This window comes from Leisingera aquaemixtae, from assembly GCF_019801145.1.
Lineage (GTDB): Bacteria > Pseudomonadota > Alphaproteobacteria > Rhodobacterales > Rhodobacteraceae > Leisingera > Leisingera aquaemixtae_A.
On the sequence record NZ_JAHVJQ010000014.1, the window covers coordinates 1 to 17327 of the forward strand.

Annotated in this window: 12 protein-coding genes; 1 reads left to right on the forward strand and 11 read right to left on the reverse strand. The window is 64.3% G+C overall.

The window, feature by feature from the left end:
* Window positions 1-572: 572 nt before the first annotated feature.
* The 4 genes from KUW17_RS21370 to KUW17_RS21385 form a co-directional block, all read right to left on the reverse strand.
* Window positions 573-1346 (reverse strand): LamB/YcsF family protein, encoded by a 774-nt coding sequence (locus tag KUW17_RS21370; protein WP_222482336.1) that lies wholly within the window; start codon window positions 1344-1346, stop codon window positions 573-575.
* Window positions 1343-2374: a biotin-dependent carboxyltransferase family protein gene (locus KUW17_RS21375; protein ID WP_222482337.1), complete on the reverse strand. Its 1032-nt coding sequence runs from the start codon at window positions 2372-2374 to the stop codon at window positions 1343-1345. The genes KUW17_RS21370 and KUW17_RS21375 overlap by 4 nt, the downstream gene beginning before the upstream one ends.
* Window positions 2371-3123 (reverse strand): 5-oxoprolinase subunit B family protein, encoded by a 753-nt coding sequence (locus tag KUW17_RS21380; protein ID WP_222482338.1) that lies wholly within the window; start codon window positions 3121-3123, stop codon window positions 2371-2373. The genes KUW17_RS21375 and KUW17_RS21380 overlap by 4 nt, the downstream gene beginning before the upstream one ends.
* Window positions 3124-3224: 101 nt before the next feature.
* Window positions 3225-4634, reverse strand: coding sequence for a methyl-accepting chemotaxis protein (locus tag KUW17_RS21385; RefSeq protein WP_222482339.1), 1410 nt, complete (start codon window positions 4632-4634; stop codon window positions 3225-3227).
* 303 nt (window positions 4635-4937) lie between these two features.
* On the opposite strand from KUW17_RS21385, the gene KUW17_RS21390 reads away from it, so the two are divergent.
* Window positions 4938-6416, forward strand: a complete 1479-nt coding sequence (locus tag KUW17_RS21390; RefSeq protein ID WP_222482340.1) for a sensor histidine kinase — start codon at window positions 4938-4940, stop codon at window positions 6414-6416.
* A gap of 45 nt (window positions 6417-6461) precedes the next feature.
* On the opposite strand, the gene KUW17_RS21395 is transcribed toward KUW17_RS21390, so the two are convergent.
* The 7 genes from KUW17_RS21395 to KUW17_RS21425 form a co-directional block, all read right to left on the reverse strand.
* A complete protein-coding gene (locus KUW17_RS21395) occupies window positions 6462-7103 on the reverse strand; it encodes an alpha/beta family hydrolase (protein WP_222482341.1) in 642 nt (213 codons plus the stop codon).
* Window positions 7104-7231: 128 nt separating this feature from the next.
* Window positions 7232-9286 (reverse strand): putative bifunctional diguanylate cyclase/phosphodiesterase, encoded by a 2055-nt coding sequence (locus tag KUW17_RS21400; protein ID WP_222482342.1) that lies wholly within the window; start codon window positions 9284-9286, stop codon window positions 7232-7234.
* 475 nt (window positions 9287-9761) lie between these two features.
* A complete protein-coding gene (locus tag KUW17_RS21405; protein WP_222482343.1) occupies window positions 9762-12209 on the reverse strand; it encodes an FAD-dependent oxidoreductase in 2448 nt (815 codons plus the stop codon).
* Window positions 12210-12217: 8 nt separating this feature from the next.
* Window positions 12218-13099 (reverse strand): phosphotransferase, encoded by an 882-nt coding sequence (locus KUW17_RS21410; RefSeq protein WP_222482344.1) that lies wholly within the window; start codon window positions 13097-13099, stop codon window positions 12218-12220.
* Entirely contained in the window at window positions 13096-15096 is a 2001-nt protein-coding gene (locus tag KUW17_RS21415; protein ID WP_222482345.1) for an ABC transporter permease, read from the reverse strand. The genes KUW17_RS21410 and KUW17_RS21415 overlap by 4 nt, the downstream gene beginning before the upstream one ends.
* The gene (locus tag KUW17_RS21420) at window positions 15093-16115 is read right to left on the reverse strand and encodes a glycine betaine/L-proline ABC transporter ATP-binding protein (protein WP_222482346.1); all 1023 of its coding nucleotides are present in this window, start codon (window positions 16113-16115) and stop codon (window positions 15093-15095) included. Before KUW17_RS21420 ends, KUW17_RS21415 begins: the two co-directional genes overlap by 4 nt.
* A gap of 106 nt (window positions 16116-16221) precedes the next feature.
* Complete coding sequence (locus tag KUW17_RS21425) at window positions 16222-17169, reverse strand: ABC transporter substrate-binding protein (protein WP_222482347.1); 948 nt, start codon at window positions 17167-17169, stop codon at window positions 16222-16224.
* Window positions 17170-17327 lie beyond the last annotated feature (158 nt).

The window sequence follows — 17327 nt, forward strand, 5'->3', positions numbered from 1 at the left end:
AAGCTGACACTCAATCATCGGGCAAAACCCTATGAGCGCGATATACAGTAGGCTGATCCATCGAAATGAACCCAAACCGCCCGCATATCTCTTCAGTCATCCATCAATGTCAAAGAGCATCACCTCTGAGAGACAACGATCCGGCTGCGCTCCAATCTCTTGCTGCGCCGCCGTTCCAGCTAACCCTCTGTGGTGACCGTCAGCGCCTCAGCGCCGCCGGTGAGGGGTGTTCTATGTTTAGCGCCGGAGAGTCGCAACCCCTTTTTTGAAGTTTCCATGACTTTTTGCGCAGACCGGACAGTAATCGTTTATAATCAATAATTTAATCGATGCAAAACAGGCCTGCGCGGCGCCGCGGGCTGGCTTGATCACTGCAAGCGGACTGGGAACAAGAACGGGCGCAAAGGCCGCGCCACTAGATGTTGGGGTCACTCTTCACCCCCATACAAGACGCACTTGCCGGGGCGACTCGCGGCCTGGGGATTTGGCCGCCGATTCCCCGGATTCTCTGGCCGCCGCAGTGCCGGCGCCCGCACTGGCGGCCGGTTGCTGCCCCCCCCGGCCCGGCCCCGTCAGCCCTGGCGGCCCGGGAACCGCCGGATGGAGATGCCGCCTGCCGTCAGGCTGGTGCGGACGGACTGGGCCAGCTGCACCGCCTCGGCGGTATCCCCGTGCAGGCAGATGGTGTCGATCGGCGCCGGGATGCGCTTGCCGCTTTCAGTGATGATCGCCCCCTCCTCTACCATCTGCAGGATGCGGGGGCCTGCCAGCGCCGGGTCGTGAATGACGGCGCCCGGCAGCGAGCGGTCGACAAGGGTGCCATCGTCATTATAGGCGCGGTCGGCAAAGATCTCGCCGCACCAGTTGCAGCCGAGCTCGCGCACCACCTCCTCCATGGCGGTGGCGGCCAGCACCATGATGATGATGTCCGGGTCCACATCCAGCGCCGCCTGGTAGCAGGCGCGCGCCATCGCGTGATCGACGCAGGCCATGTTGGAAAGCGCCCCGTGCAGTTTCAGGTGCCGCACCCGGGTGCCCGCCGCCTGCGCCATGCCCCGGGCGGCACCCAGCTGATAGCGGATCATGTTCGCCAGGGTGCCATGCGGCACATGCATCTTGCGCCGCCCGAAGCCCTGCAGGTCCAGAAATCCGGGGTGGGCACCGATGCCGACGCCGTTGTCCCGCGCCAGGGCCATTGTCTGCGCCATCACGTCTGGGTCGCCTGCGTGAAAGCCGCAGGCGATATTGGCGGAGGAGACGATGTCCAGAAGCGCCGCATCATCGCCCATGGCCCAGGGGCCGAAGCTTTCGCCCATATCGGCGTTCAGGTCGACTGTCTTGGTCATGCGTATTCTCCCTTTGCGAACGGGTCGGCTTCCGCCGAGACGGCGCCGCTGATCAGTTGATAGGACAACAGGTCCCGGACCGCCGCCGGGTCGCGCACCAGCGGGCGGCAGGCTGCGGGCAGGGCCTTCAGTGTTTTCTCGAATTTGGCCTGGATCTCCAGCCCTTCCTCCAGGCTGATCCAGCGGAACCGCAGCGCCGCGCCCGCCTGCGCCTGCGCCACCCTGGGCAGGTCGCAGGGCAGAACGGTGCCGATCCGGGGATAACCGCCGGTGGTCTGGCATTCGCGCAGCAGCACAAACGGCTTGCCGTCGCCGGTCATCTGCACGTCACCGGGGAGGATCACCTCGGACAGGATATTGAGCTGGCCCTCGGCGGCGAAGCCTTCGCCGTCCGAGACCATTTCCACCCCCATCCGGTTGGCGCGGCTGCCGCGGCTGAAGGCAGTGGCGGCAAAACGGGCGCGGACCGCCGCGGGAAACAGGTGGCTCTGGAAGCTTTCGACGATCCGCAGCTCGCCGCCCTTGAACCGCTCTTCGGCATCCAGAACCAGTCCGGCCTCATTGCTCTGGCCCGTCCCGGCGGGCAGCAGGTCTCCGGCCTCAGCCGCCCGGCCCAGCCCGGCCATCATATGCACGGCGCGCGCGCCCAGCAGCGGTTCCGTGGCGATGCCGCCGCCCAGGTGCAGGTAGCCATAGACACCTCCGCGGGCGGCACCGATGGACAGCCGCTGCCCCGCCTCCATCCGGTGCGAGGCATTCCAGGCCAGTGCTTCGCCATCCAGAGCCGCCGCCATCGGCGCGCCGGTCAGCGCTATGCGCACCGGCCCGGCAGCCTCGAACTCGCCGCCCATACCGCCCATCTCCAGCGCCGCAAGGCCCGGGTCCTGGCGCAACAGCGCCGCGCCTTCGGCCAGCGCCAGCGTATCGGCGGCACCGCCCTGCGACACCCCCTGCCCCAGCAGCCCAGGACGGCCAAGGTCCTGAACCGACGCCGCGGGCCCGATGCGGAGGATCTTCAATCCGCTCATGCTTGGATCTCCTGAGCTGCCGCTCCGCCGCGCAGCGGATCGTCTTCGCAGAGCTTCAGGAAGTCCGGCTTGGAAACCGGTTCAAACTGCATCTCGTCACCGGGGCGCAAGGCAAAGGGCTGCTCCGCCTCTGCCCTGAACAGCGTCATCCCGGTCTGGCCGACATGGCGCCAGCCGGTCGGGGCCGGGTTGGAAAACAGCACAAACTGGCTGATCGCCTGCACCAGCGCGCCGCGCGGCACCATCGGTGTCAGCTCGGTTTGCCGCGGCAGGTTCCACTCCGGCCCCAGCGAGCCGAGGTAGGGCTGGCCAGGGGCGAAACCGATGGTCAGCACCCGCACCCGGGCCGCACCCAGGCTGTCGATGGCCTGCGCCTCGCTCATGCCCGCGGCATCGGCGGCCTCTGCCAGCTGGGGTGCCAGATCGGTGCCGTAAACGGTGGGCACCCGCCAGAACCGGCGCCCGGCGGGCAACGGCGCCTGCAGCCAGTCCTGCGTGGCAAGCAGCTCCCGCAGCGCATCTTCCAGCCGGCCGTGCGGCAGCACCGAGGGTTCAAAACGGACAAACACCGAGGCCAGCGAGGCCATGGTCTCCACCACGCCCTCCAGTGCCAGTGCCTCCACCGCGGTGCGGAATGCCAGCGCCGCGCGGTTGGACGCCTCGCTCAGGCTGCCACCGAAACTGACCAGCATGCCGCTCAGCCCGGCCCGGCGGACCAGCGGATATGCAGCCGCATCCTGGCTTTCCATGTGTTCACCCCGTCATTTTTGCAGCCAGCGTTGCGGCACAGACGGAGAGTGTCAACACGTCAATTCCGGCAAGCACGCGGGGATGCCACCGGCGGCCGGAGTCAGAAATCTTCCCAGCCTTGCGCCGCGGGCAGTGTGTCCTGTGCAGGGTCTACCGCCGGGCGCCGGAAGGCGATCACCTCCGCCCCCGGCGTTGCCGCGGGCGCCGCGCCGCCGCAGCCGCTGAACTTGGACACCTCGCGAGTCAGCTGGCCTGCGTCAGAGGACAGCTGCTGGCTGGCGGCTGAGGTCTCTTCCACCATCGCGGCGTTCTGCTGGGTCACCTGGTCCAGCTGCGATACGCCCTGGTTGATCTCGCTCAGCGAGGTGGCCTGTTCCTTGGCGCCGGTGGCAATGCCGCTGATATGGCTGGAGATGGTGCCGACGCTTTCAATGATCTGCTTCAGCTCTTCACCGGTGCGGCCCACCAGATCGACGCCGCTGGCCACCTGCTGCTTGCTCTCGCTGATCAGCTGCTTGATCTCCCCAGCGGCCCCGGCTGAGCGCTGCGCCAAGGCCCGCACCTCTGAGGCCACTACCGCAAAGCCGCGGCCTGCCTCGCCGGCCCGCGCCGCCTCCACCCCGGCATTCAGCGCCAGGAGGTTGGTCTGAAAGGCGATGTCGTCGATCATGCCGATGATCTTGGCGATCTCCTCGGAGGAGCTCTCGATCTGCGACATCGCCGCCACCGCGTCCTCGACAACCCGGCCGCTGCGCTCCGCCGCGGTCTTGGCCTCGCTGACGATGCCTTCCACCTTCCCGGCACCCTCTGCCGCGGAATGAACGGTGGAGGTCAGCTCTTCGATGGCTGCCGCTGTTTCCTCCAGCGTGGCGGCCTGGCTTTCGGTGCGCTGCGACAGGTCGCCGGCAGCCTTTGAAATCTCATCCGCCGTGCGGCCCACCGCCCCGGACACCTGGGTGACGGCGCCAATTGCCGTCCGCAGCTGTTCGGCGGAGCGGTTGAAGGCCGCGCCCAGCGCCGCGATGTCCGGCTGTTCGGACAGTTTCACACGGACCGCCAGATCCCCCTGGCTCATTGCCTCCAGCCCCCTGGCGATCTCCTGCAGGCCAAGGCGGCGCACTGTCACATCGGTGGCCACTTTCACCACTTGCACTACAGTGCCGTCCGGCCCCTTGACCGGCGCATAAGTCGCCTGGATCCAGATCGTCGCCCCATCCTTGGTCACCCGCGGGAACTGACCAGTGTTGACCCGGCCTGCCGCCAGATCCGCCCAGAAGGTTTGGTATTCCGGGCTGTCAGCAATGTCAGGCGCCACAAACATCGCGTGATGCCGGCCCGTGATTTCCTCCTGGCTGTACCCCAAGGCTGCCAGGAAATTGCCGTTGGCCGCCAGGACTGTGCCATCCGGTTTGAAACGGATCACCGCCTGGGTGCTATCGACCACATCAGCAATGATTTTGGCGCTGTCATCCTGTGCACCGGCCTTGGCCGCCTTGGATATGAAAAACAATGAACTTCTCCGCACGTTCCTGATTCTAAATGGCTCGCCGTCCGGATACCGTGAAAACAACAGAAAACTCTTAACTCCGGCGCGCAAAGACTGCGCCGGCCGCCGTCAGCTCCGGCCATCCCGGCAGGTGCCGCAACCGTGCAGCACCTCCCAGCAATCGGCAACTTTAGGTTGTATTTTCCTTGATGAAGAAAGCAAAGGGTGTACCCTGCCAGAACCGTCTGCGGCCGTTTGCGGAACGCGCCGCACCTTCAGCGCCGGGCTTTTGTGCCGCCCGGCTCACAGACAGGGGAACTGACAGACATGACATTTGCCAGGCAAGCTGACACGCACCGGCGGCCCCTGCTGCCGGTCAGTTCCAGCCAGCGGGCGCAAGCGGCCGCCGCCCTGCTGATCTGCGCAGGCTTCCTGTTCGACTACCTGACACCGCTGGGGGTCGCGGCCGGCCTGATCTACACCTCGGTTGTCCTGTGCGCGGTATGGGCAGGCACGCCCAGCGCCGCTTATTCCTATGCTGCGGCAGGCACCGGGCTGACCATTCTCGGCTACATCCTGTTCCACCGCAGCGGGGTTAACGAATGGATCGTGCTGACCAACAGGGGCCTGACAGTATGCGCCTTGTGGGCCTTTGCCTTCATCGTCTGCCGCCAGAAATCCATCCAGATCTCCCTGGAGCATAAACAGAATGAGCTGACAGCCATTCGCGATAACAGCATCGAGGGCATCATCACCATCGACAGCCAAGGCTTGATCCTGAGCTACAACCGCGCATGCCGGAAAATCTTCGGCTACACCAAGGAGGAAGCCATTGGCCGCAACGTCAGCATCCTGATGCCAGAGCCGCAAAAATCGCAGCACGACAGCTACCTGAGGGATTACTTCCAGACATGGCAGCGGAACTTCATAGGCGCCAGCCGCGAGGTCCAGGGGCAGCGCAAGGATGGCAGCATCTTCCCGCTTACCGCTTCAGTTAGCGAGATCCGGGTCGGCGGCCATATCCTGTTCAGCGGCATTGTCCGCGATATCTCGGAGCAAAAGCGCGCCGATGCCGAGCGGGAGCAGTTTGTCGAGGAACTGTCACGGTCGAACCGGGATCTGGATGAGTTCGCCTATATCGCCTCACACGACCTGCGGGCTCCGCTGCGGGTGATCGACAATGCCTCCAGCTGGCTCGAGGAGGATCTGGCGGACACGCTGGATGAAGACAGCCTTGAAAACTTGCAACTGCTGCGCTCAAGAGTGCTGCGTATGGACCGGCTGCTGGACGACTTGCTGGAGTATTCCCGCGCCGGGCGCAAGACCGACCACAGGTACCAGCAGCTGATGCCGGGCACCGAATTGCTGAAGGAGGCGCTGCTGCTGATCGACCAGCCTGAGGGTTTCACGATCCGCATCGATCCCGGCTTTGAGGGTATCCAGCTGGTGAATATGCCGCTGAAACAGATTTTCGCCAACCTGATTTCCAACGCGATCAAGCACAGCGAAACAGGCGCCGGCACTGTTGATGTGTCGCTGCGGGACGAAGGCGGGCACTGGCTGTTCTCAGTTGCTGATGACGGCCCCGGCATCGAACCGAAGTATCATGAGAAGATCTTCAAGATGTTCCAGACGCTGAAGTCCCGCGACCAAGTGGAGGGCAGCGGCATGGGGTTGTCCATCGTCCAGAAACACGTGCAACAGGCGGGCGGCAAGATCTTGGTGCACTCGGCGCCGGGCGAGGGCTGCGAATTCAGCTTCACCTGGCCCAAACCGCAGCCGGAGCTTGCCGCCGGCGCCAGCTGAGGTTTCAGGCCGCCGCGGCGGAACCTCCTGCCCGCCGGGCGGGTGTCACTCCAGCCCCTTGGCCCAGCCGGACACCGCGGCGCAGGCCGCGTCCAGGTTATGCTCCTGGCCGAAGCCGGTCACTGTTTTCCGCGGCTGCAGATCGTGGTTGCCGTCCTCCAGCCAATGCAGACGGACCGCGGCAGACAGTGCATAGCCCTGCACCTCCTCTTGCGTGCCGAAGGGGTCACGGGTGCCCTGGCAGATCAGGGCCGGCGTGTTCAGCGCCTCCAGATGCCCGGTCCGCAGACGCTCTGGCTTGCCTGGCGGATGAAACGGGTAGCCCAGGCACACAAGCCCGCAAATGCGCCCCGCGGAGAAAAGTTCGTCGGCAATCAGGCTTGCCACCCTGCCGCCCATGGACTTGCCGCCGATGATCAGCGGCCCGTCGCAAGCAAGCCGGTCAACCGCCGCCAGAAACTCCGCCTGCAGCTTCTCTGCCTTTGGCGGCGGCCTTTTCGGCCCGCCGCTGCGGCGCGCGGCCATATAGGCAAACTCGAACCGCGCCACCCGCAGGCCCCGCTCCACAAGCCCTGCGGCGATTGCCGTCATGAAGGGGGTGTCCATGGCCGCACCGGCGCCATGCGCCAGCAGCACTGTTGCGCGGCCTGCGCCACTGCCGTCCACAAGAAAAGGATTGCCTGCCACTGCCCTGCTCCCGGAATACGCCTGCCTGCCGCATTTCTAGCAGCTTCCCCTGCACGCTGCAGCCTCTCTCAGCGCACCGCAAACGGGCACGGGCCGCACTGTCACGCACCGCCTGCACGCCACCAGGGTCACGCGGAACGCTTTATGCCGCCTCCCGGCCCGCAGGCGATCCGCCGCATCTCCTCCTGAGTCATCGGCGTCCCGAAATAGAACCCTTGCACAGAAGCGCATTTCTCGGCCTGCAGGAAATTCAGCTCATCCAGCTCTTCCACCCCTTCCGCCAGGACCGGAATGTCCAGAGCCGACCCCAAGAGCAGCGTCGAGCGGACAATCGCCGCGCTTTGCGCGTTCCTGTGTACTCCCCGCACAAAGCTCTGGTCGATCTTGATCTTGTCAAAGGGGAAGGTCTGCAATGTGGCCAGCGACGAATAGCCGGTGCCAAAGTCATCCATTGCAATCCGCACCCCGTAGGCCTTCAACTGGTGCATCACCTTCAGGGTATGGGCCTGATCGTCGATAATGCTGGATTCAGTGATCTCAAGCTCCAGCCGATCCGGCGCCAGGCCGGTTTCCAGAAGAATGTCCATCACATCCTCGACAAAGGAAGGCTGCACCAGCTGCTGCGGCGCCACATTGACCGCCACATGAAACGGCTGGTCCCAGCCGGCCGCCTCCTTGCAGGCGGCGCGCAGAACCCAATGCCCGATTTCCCGGATCAGGCCGGTTTCCTCGGCAACCGGAATGAAGTCGTCCGGCCGCACCCGCCCGCGCTCCGGGTGGTTCCAGCGCAGCAGCACCTCAAAGCCGACCGGCTCCAGCGTGCTGAGGTCATTCTGCAGCTGATAGGCCAGCTCGAACTGGCCGGCGGCGCAGGCCTGGCGCAGGTCGTGTACCAGCTGCAGCCTTTCCCGGCTCTGGCGGTCCATTTCCTCGCTGAACTGGCAGATCGCGCCGCCGGGGTCGGATTTGGCCCGGTACATCGCCAGGTCGGACTTGTGCAGCAGCTCCAGCGGGTCCCGGCTTTCCTTCAGGCTGGTGGCCACCCCGATGGCGGCCCCTACCCGGACCGATAAATCCTCCATGTCGATCGGCTCAACGATCGCAGCGTGCAGCCGCTCCGCAAAAGCCAGCACCTGCTCAATCCGCCGGAACTCCTGCTTGACGGCCACGAATTCATCGCCGCCAGCCCGCGCAATGTGTTCATCCGGCCCCTGCTGGCGCATCAGCCGCTGGGCAACGGCCTGCAGCACCTTGTCGCCTGCCGCATGGCCATGCAGATCGTTCACTTCCTTGAACAGGTTCAGGTCGATGGTCAGAATTGCCGCATGCCCGGTTTCATCATGCTGCAGCCGCTGTTCCAGCGCCGTCAGGTACTGGGTCAGCCACATCCGGTTCGGCATCCCGGTGAGCGGGTCATGCAGCGCCGCATGCGCCAGCTGATCACGCGCTTCGCTTTCGACATTGGTTTCAATGATGGCTGAGGCGAACCCGGTCAGCAGGATCAGCCCCATCATCCCCAGGTTCAGCAGCCCCATCGCCGTGTCCGAAATTGCCTGTTCGGGCACCTCAACCAGCGGGCTGAGACGGGCATTGATGGCCCCCATGCCGGTGAAATGCATGCCGCAGATGGCAGCCGTCAGCAGCGCCGAGGCCACCGCCCAGTTGCGCAGGCCCAGCCCACGCCTGGCTGCAAAGGCGTACCCCCAGGCGCCGAAGCCGGCTGCAATCCCAATGGACAGGGCGCGATAGCCCGGTTCCCACTCCAGCTGCCCCGGGATCAGGTAAGCCTGCATGCCGGTATAATGCATTACGGAAACCGCCACCCCGAACATTGCCCCCGCCAGCACCGCCGGATGCCGGCCTGTGCCATAGGCAAGCACGGCATTGGACGCCAGCGCTCCGGTTACCGCAACCAGCAGCGACAGGGCTGTTACCAGCGGCTCGAACCCATGCTCAAAGCCCGGCTCATAAGCCAGCATCGCGATGAAATGCGTCGACCAGATTGTCGACCCCGCAATCATGCTGGACAGGCCGAGCTGAACCAGCCGCCGCCGCCCCTTGACCCCCGGCAGCCGGTTGATCAGCCGAACCGTCAGAATGATACCTGTGACACAAACAAGAGCGGCCACCGCCACAAGCCCGTAACTGTGCTGTTGGGTTAAGCAATCCACGATGCGGCTCATCGGACTCTCCGGGCTGTGAAACACTCCAGCACCCAGAGTCCGGCCTAATCCTTAACGAACGGCGAAATGCGCGGGCGCTGCGCCTACGGCAACAGTTTCAATTTTTGCAATATTTAAGAGGGCCCGCCGGACCTTGACGGCTCGGAGACGAGGCATACTGGCAAGCCTTTTACCCCCTCCCAGCCGGTCAGTGCCAAAGCAAACCGGCGTCAAAACGGGCGCAGCAGGCCTCAAAAACATGCAATTTTCATGTATTTTTTGAGGCCTTCCGATCGAAACCAATTGCCATCGGCAATCCGGGCAGCACCCGCCGCGTGCGGATTGCGCTGGCCCGGCGCATGAAGGGTCGCTCCATTTGCAGGAGCCCCCAATCCGATACCTGCCGCACAGAGCCTCGTACGGGTGCATGACTACTGAACCTGGTCTGGTTCAATTACTGAATAATTATTTCCCCTGATGATGGTGGAGCGCCTTTTCAGGCCTTCACCCGGCTCATCGAAGGATCATAAAGAGGGCTGAGCTGCACCTTGCAGGGGACCCGCTTGGTGGCGACTTCCAGTTCGTAATCCCCGCTCAGCACGTAATCGGCATCGACGCCATCGGGATTGCGGATGTAGCCGTATCCGATGGACTGCCCGACAGTGTAGCCGTAGCCGCCGGAAGTCAGCCAGCCGGCGCGCTCGCCGTTGCGGTAGATGGTTTCCCGGCCCAGGAGCACCACGCCGGGATCGGTGGTGAAACAGGCGAGAATTTTCCTGACGCCTTGCGCCTTCTGTTCTTCGGCGGCGGCGCGGCCCTTGAAGGGCATATCCTTCCTGAGCTTGACCGCCCAGCCGAGCCCGGCCTCGAACGGGGTGTGGTCGGGGCCGATGTCCGAGCCCCAGGCGCGGAAGCCTTTTTCCAGACGCAGGGTTTCAATCGCGCGATAGCCCGCGTTGACCAGACCGTGCGGCTGCCCCGCGCCCATCAGCGCGGCATAGACTGTCTGGGCGTACTCCACCGGCAAGTGGAGCTCCCAGCCCAGTTCGCCCACGTAAGTGACGCGCAGCGCCTGCACCGGGCAGCCGGCGATGCCAATGGTGCGGATGGTGCCGAACTTGAAACCCTCGTTGGAGACATCGTCACGGGTGACAGCGGAGAGGATGTCGCGCGCCTTCGGCCCCATCAGCGACAGCACCGCGTTGGAGGAGGTGATGTCGAACAGCTGGCAGTTCATGCCGTCGGGAATGTTGCGGCGGATCCAGTCGAAGTCATGGGTGGCGTAGCCGGTGCCGGTGACGATGTAGAACTCGTCATGCGCCACGCGGCCTACGGTCAGGTCGCACTCAATGCCGCCCTTATCGTTCAGCATCTGGGTATAGACCAGCGAGCCGACTGGCTTGTTCACGTCATTTGCGCAGAGCCAGTTCATCGCGGCCAGCGCATCCGGGCCCTTCAGCGCGAACTTGGCGAATGAGGTCTGATCGAACAGCACCGCCGCCCCGCGCGCGGCCTTGTGCTCGCGCCCCACTGCCTCGAACCAGTTCTGGCGGCCGAAGCTGTAGATGTCCTTGGGCGTCTCCCCCCTGGCCGCATCGGCAAACCAGTTCGGGCGCTCCCAGCCGAGTTTCTCGCCAAAGCACGCACCCTGGCTTTTCAGCGTGTCATAGAGCGGCGACTTGCGGCAGGGGCGGCCGCTGTCGTGCTCCTCATGCGGCCAGGCCATCGTGTAATGCTTGCCGTAAGCCTCTACCGTGCGAGTGCGGACCCAGTCGGTGTCGAAATGCGGCCGGCCGAAACGGCGGATGTCAGCAGACCAGAGATCAAAAGGCGGCTCGCCGTTCTTCACCCATTCCGCCAGCGCCATGCCGGCGCCACCGCCTGCGGCAATGCCGAAGGCGTTGAAGCCCGCGCCGACGTAAAAGTTCCGCAGTTCCGGCGCCTCGCCGATGATGAAGTTGCCATCGGGCGTGAAACTCTCCGGCCCGTTGGTCAGGGTCTTGATGCCGGCATGCTCCAAGGCGGGCACACGGCCAAGCGCCAGCTCCATCAGCTGCTCGAAATGGTCGAAATTGCTGTCGAGCAGGGTGTAGTGGAAACCCTGCGGGATGCCGCCCTTGGCCCAGGGGATCGGGTTCGGCTCATAGCCGCCCATCACCAGCCCGCCGACCTCTTCCTTGTAGTAGGTCAGCCGGTCCGGGTCGCGCAGGGTCGGCAGGTTCGAGGGGACGCCCTCAAACGGTTCCGTCACCATATACTGGTGCTCCATCGGCACCAGCGGCACATTGACCCCGAACCGCTTGGCAAAGGTGCGGGTCCACTGGCCGGCGCAGCAGATCACCTTCTCGCATTCGATGCGGCCATGTTCGGTGATCACGGCGCGGATCTTGCCGTTCTCGATCTCGATATCGGTGACCTTTGTGTCCTCAAAGATCCTGGCTCCGGCCATCCGCGCGCCCTTGGCCAGCGCCTGGGTGATGTCGGAGGGGTTGGCCTGGCCGTCGGTCGGCATGAAGGCAGCTCCGATGACGTCGGAGATATCCATCAGCGGCCACAGCTCCTGCGCCTCTTTCGGGGTCAGCAGCTCCATCTCCAGACCAAAGGAATGCGCGGTGGTGGCCTGGCGCTTGACTTCGGTCCAGCGTTCCTCGTTGCAGGCCAGCCGCAGGCCGCCGTTCATCTTCCAGCCGGTGCCAAGGCCGGTTTCCGCCTCGATCTTGTTATAAAGATCGACCGAATAGCCCAGCAGCTGGGTGATATTGGCGTTCGACCGCAGCTGCCCGACCAGCCCGGCAGCGTGGAAGGTAGTGCCTGAGGTCAGCTTCTTCCGCTCCAGCAGAACGGTATCGGTCCAGCCCAGCTTGGCCAGGTGGTAAGCGGCTGAGCAGCCGATGATGCCGCCGCCGATGATGACTGCCTTGGCAGTAGAAGGAAGTTCAGTCATGTCAGTCCTCAGGTGTTTTGAAAGTCGTCAAGCGCCGCGCGGAAGCGCGCAAGGTTGCCGGCGGTGTAGGCCGCGTAGTCAAAGTCGATTTCGGAAGTGATCTCGGAGACCATGCTCCACATGGTCTCGCGCAGGAGCGAAGCGCATTTCATGGCGCCGTAGCGGTGCAGCAAGCCATCACTCACCGGTGCCTCGAAGTAGGTTTCCAGCAGCCAGTGCTCCTGCTGCTGCGACAGTCCGTTGTTGGAGGCGAGCCCGCCGAGGTCGAACAGAGGCGAGTTGAAGCCGGCATAGTCGAAGTCGATCAGCCAGAGCCTGTGGCCATCATCCAGGAAATTGCCGCACAAGAGGTCGTTGTGCCCGAAAACGATGTCGAACGGGCCTGCCGCCTTCTCCAGGCTGTTGCCGATGCCCGCCAGTTCCAAGGCCAGCGCCGCATGCGGGCTGCCCTTGTCCTGCAGGGTGGCGGCATAATCCCGGATCACATGGAACACCCAGAACACCAGCGCCGGGCCACGCAGATGCCCGGACACATCGCGGTGGCAGGATTTCACCAACTCCAGCACCCGCGGCAGCATTGCCGGATCACGCACGTCCTCTTCGGTCAGGGTACGGCTTTCGATGAACTCCAGCACCGTCAGGCCGCCTTCGGCATGCAGCACCGCAGGCGACAGGCCCGCAGCATGGGCGGCGCGGCTGGCGGCCAGTTCGTTGAAGCGCAGCACCTGATGCAGCGGGATATCGTCGCCCGCCCGCACCACGTATTTCCCGGCGCTGTCCTCAACCAGGTAGTTCTCGTTGGTGATGCCGCCTTTCAACGGGTCAACGGTGATATCCCCCTGCCAGATGGGCAGTGCGCGGATTTTGTGAAGCAGGTCGGATTGGCTCATGCTCTGCTCTCCAGTCCAAAGCGGATGCGGGCACCGCGGGCTCCGGCATTGACCAGCCGGTCGGCGATGATGGCGATAAAGGCGATGGCAAGCCCGGCGACCAGGCCGCGCCCGGTGTCGGCCTTGGTCAGGGCAATATAGACCTCCTGGCCCAGGTCGCGGGTGCCGACCAGCGCGGTGATCACCAGCATCGACAGCGCCAGCATGATGGTCTGGTTGATGCCCAGCAGGATCTCCGGCAGCGCCATCGGCAGCCGCACCAGGCGCAAAAGCTGCCATTTGGTGCAGCCGGACACCAGGCCGGCCTCGATTAGCTCGCCGCTGACGCTGCGCATCCCGTGCGCCGCATAACGGACGGCCGGCGCCAGCGCATAAAGGACGATGGCGATCATTGCGGTGAAGTCGCCGACCCGGAACAGCATCACCACCGGGATCAGGTAGACGAAGCTGGGCAGGGTCTGCAGGGTGTCGATCAGCAGGTTGATGGCAATGCCCGCGCGGCGGTTCAGCGCCGCCAGCACGCCCAGCGGCACCCCGATCAGCGTGGCGAGGATCACCGAAGCGCCGCAGAGATAGACGGTGACCATCGCCTTGGCCCACAGGCCGCTGACCGCAATCAGGGCAGACATCGCACCGCACATGGCTGCCAGCTTCCAGCCGCCCGCGCGCCAGCCCAGCAGCGTCAGCATGGCAATGGCCCAGGGCCAGGGAATGCCCAGCAGGGTTTTCTTGATCGGCAGCAGGAACCAGTGGAGGAAGAACACCTTCACCGCCTCGAACGCATCGAAATAGTTCACGTTCAGGTATTTGACGGTGTCGTTCCAGAACGCGCCGGTGGTGATGGTCTGGCTTTGCGGATAGTCCAGCAGCAAGGGCGAAAAGCGGCCCAGAACCCAGGTCACCGCCAGCAGCGAAAGCACCAGAACCGTGCGCTTGTTCCGCGCCGCCCAAGAACCGGGCGCCGTGTGATGAACCTGTCCGATGCGCTCGGCAAAGGCCTGGCTCAGCCGGTCCACCGCAATGGCCAGCACCACGATGGCGATGCCCGCCTCGAAACCTGCGCCAATATCGAGCCGGCGCAACGCCGCCAGCACGTCGAATCCAAGCCCGCCCGCGCCGATCATCGAGGCGATAATCACCATGTTGAGCGTCAGCATGATCACCTGATTGACGCCGACCATCAGGCTTTGGCTGGCTGAGGGCACCAGCACCCGCCACATCAACTGCCGCTGCGTGGTGCCTGCCATCCGCCCGAAGTCGAGGATTTCCGGGTCCACCGCCTTGAGCGCCAGGATGGTGATGCGGATCATCGGCGGGGTGGCATAGATGATGGTGGCAACCAGCGCCGAAACCGGGCCAAAGCCGAACATGAACAGGATCGGCACCAGATAGGCAAAGATCGGGATCGTCTGCATCAGGTCCAGAACGGGGGAGAGGATGCGCTCGCCCAGCGGGTGGCGGTAGGCCCAGATGCCGGCCAGCAGCCCGCCGCCTGCGCCGATCGGCACCGCGATGAGCACCGAGGCCAGCGTGACCATGGCGCTGTCCCATTGGCCGAAAACCGCAAGATAGGCGAAACAGGCGCCGACAAGCGCGGCCAGCCCCCAACTGCGGCAGTAATGCCCCAGCGCGATCACTGCGGCGGTGACGGCAATCCAGCTGGCGGCAGGCAGCAGAACCTGCGGCTCCGGGCCGGGATCGAACAGGAAACCACGTGCCAGCAGGTTCAATGCCAATTCATAGGGCTGCTCGATCAGCCAGGCGATGGCGCGGGTGGCATCGGTGAAAGAGACCGGGCCGATGGCCGCCTCCTCCACCAGCCAGGTCATGGCAGCAGAGATGTAGGTGTTGAAGGCAAAATCCCAGGAGGACGGAACCTTGACCAGCCAGCGCGCATCCAGCGCCTTGGCCAGGTCGCGGCCGAACCAGCCCAGCAAGATGGTGGCCAGCACCAGCCCCCAGGCTGCCAGCCCGCTGTTGGTCAGCCGCGGTCTCATGCCGCCGTCTCCTTGCCGAACAGCACCCGGGCAACCGCCATACGGCCAATGCTGCCGACGATCCGGCCGGCCGCGTCGCACACCGGACGCGGTGCATCCGCGGCGATGATCTGCTCCGCGACCTCCGACACGCGGGCTGCCGCGGGAACCGGCTCCCCCTCGCCGCCGCTGCCGGCGGTCATGATGCCGCCAACAGTCAGCACCTTGGACCGCGGGATGTGGCGGGTGAACTCGGCGACATAGCCGGTGGCCGGGTTCAGCACCAGCTCCTCCGGCGTGGCGACCTGAATGATTTCGCCGTCCTTCATGATGGCGATGCGGTCGGCCAGGCGCACGGACTCCTCGAAGTCATGGGTGATGAAGACGATGGTTTTGTGCAACCGCGCCTGCAGGCGCAGGAATTCGTCCTGCATCTCGCGGCGGATCAGCGGATCAAGTGCCGAGAAGGGTTCGTCCAGGAACCACAGGTCGGGTTCCGTCACCAGCGACCGGGCGATACCGACGCGCTGCTGCTGGCCGCCCGACAGCTCGCGCGGGTAATAATCCTCGCGGCCTTTCAGCCCCACCAGTTCCACGACTTCCCGGGCCTTGGCTTCGGCTTCGGCCCTGGGGGCGGCCTGAACGGTCAGCGGGAACATCACGTTCTGCAGAACGGTCAGATGCGGCAGCAGGGCAAAATGCTGGAACACCATGCCCATCTTGTGGCGGCGGATCTCGATCAGCTCCTGCTCGCTGGCTGTCAGCAGATCAACACCGTCGAACAGAACCTGGCCGCCGGTCGGCTCGATCAGCCGCGACAGGCAGCGCACCAGGGTGGACTTGCCGGAGCCGGACAGCCCCATGATGATGAAAATCTCGCCTTCGGCAATGTCGATGCGGGCATTGCGCACCGCTCCGATAATGCCTGCCCGGCGGATGTCCTCTCCGCTTGGCGACGGGTTGCGGCTCAGGAACCCTTCCGCGTTGGCGCCGTAAAGCTTCCAGACATTGCGGCAGGAAAGTTTGGTGTTGAGTGTCATGAAATTCGGCTCCGGCGGCGGTCCGCACAGGGCGGCCGGGCATGGTGGCAGGGCAGAAATGCTGCCAGGGCGGGTGAGAGCGGAACGCCGCCCTGGCGGTCCTGGATCAGTTGCCGATCCAGCCGGACCAGCGGTCCTTGTTTGCGGCCATCCAGTCAGAGACGACGGTGTCGATATCCACGCCTTCCAGATCCGCCTTGCCGACCATCGCGCTCATTTCCTCGTTGCTGAGGCTGTAGCCCTGGATGATCTCATAGGCACCCGGCCATTTCTCCGGCAGCCCGGCCCAGGCGGCTTTCCAGATCGGGCCGCGCGGCTTGCCGCAGTCATAGGCCTTGTCCGGGTTCACCCCCACCGACGGATCGGAATAGCATTCCGCCGAATAGGCCGGGAACTCGACGAACTCGCCGTCGTATTTGGCCGACGCCCAGTGGGGCACATAGACCCACAGCATGATCGGATCCTGCCGCTGGTAGGCCGATTCAAGCTCGGCAAACAGCGCCGCGTCGGTGCCGGCGTGAACCACTTCAAACTCAAGCTCCAGCGCCTCGACCCGCTCTTCGTCAAAACCGCCCCAGGTCACCGGACCGCCGACATACCGGCCGTAGGGAGAGGTTTCCGCGGTGGCAAATTCCTCGGCGCAATCCTTCAGGGCCTGCCAGTCGGGCAGACCCGGGCAACGGTCCTTCATATAGGCCGGGTACCACCATTCCTCGATCGCCATCAGACCGGTCTCGCCTGCATTGATCACCTTGCCGGACGCAGTGGCCTCGTCCAGCGCTTCGCGGCCTGTTGTCTCCCAGATCTCCATGGCCAGATGCAGGTCGCCGGTCTTCAGCCCGGCAAATTGCGCGATATAATCCGCCTGGACGTATTCGACGTTGTATCCGGCCTCCTGCAGGATGCTGCCCATGATCTTGGTGTTGATCAGCTGGCCGGACCAGTCATGCAGCGTCAGTTTGATTGGATCAGCGGAGTCCGCCGACCAGGCGGATGATGCGGAAACGGCGGCTGTCAGAGCCGCGGCCCCCAAAACACTGAGGTTCTGTCGCATGTGGATTTCCCTGTTATGTGGCGTTATGTGCGATTCTTGGCGTCGCGTGGGAATATCGTGCAGGCAGCAGGGCCTTTCGTCAACAAAAACCACAAAAAGCAACACTAAATATTCAGAATCACCAGTTACGACACCAAGATGCGTGGGCTAATGTTGCA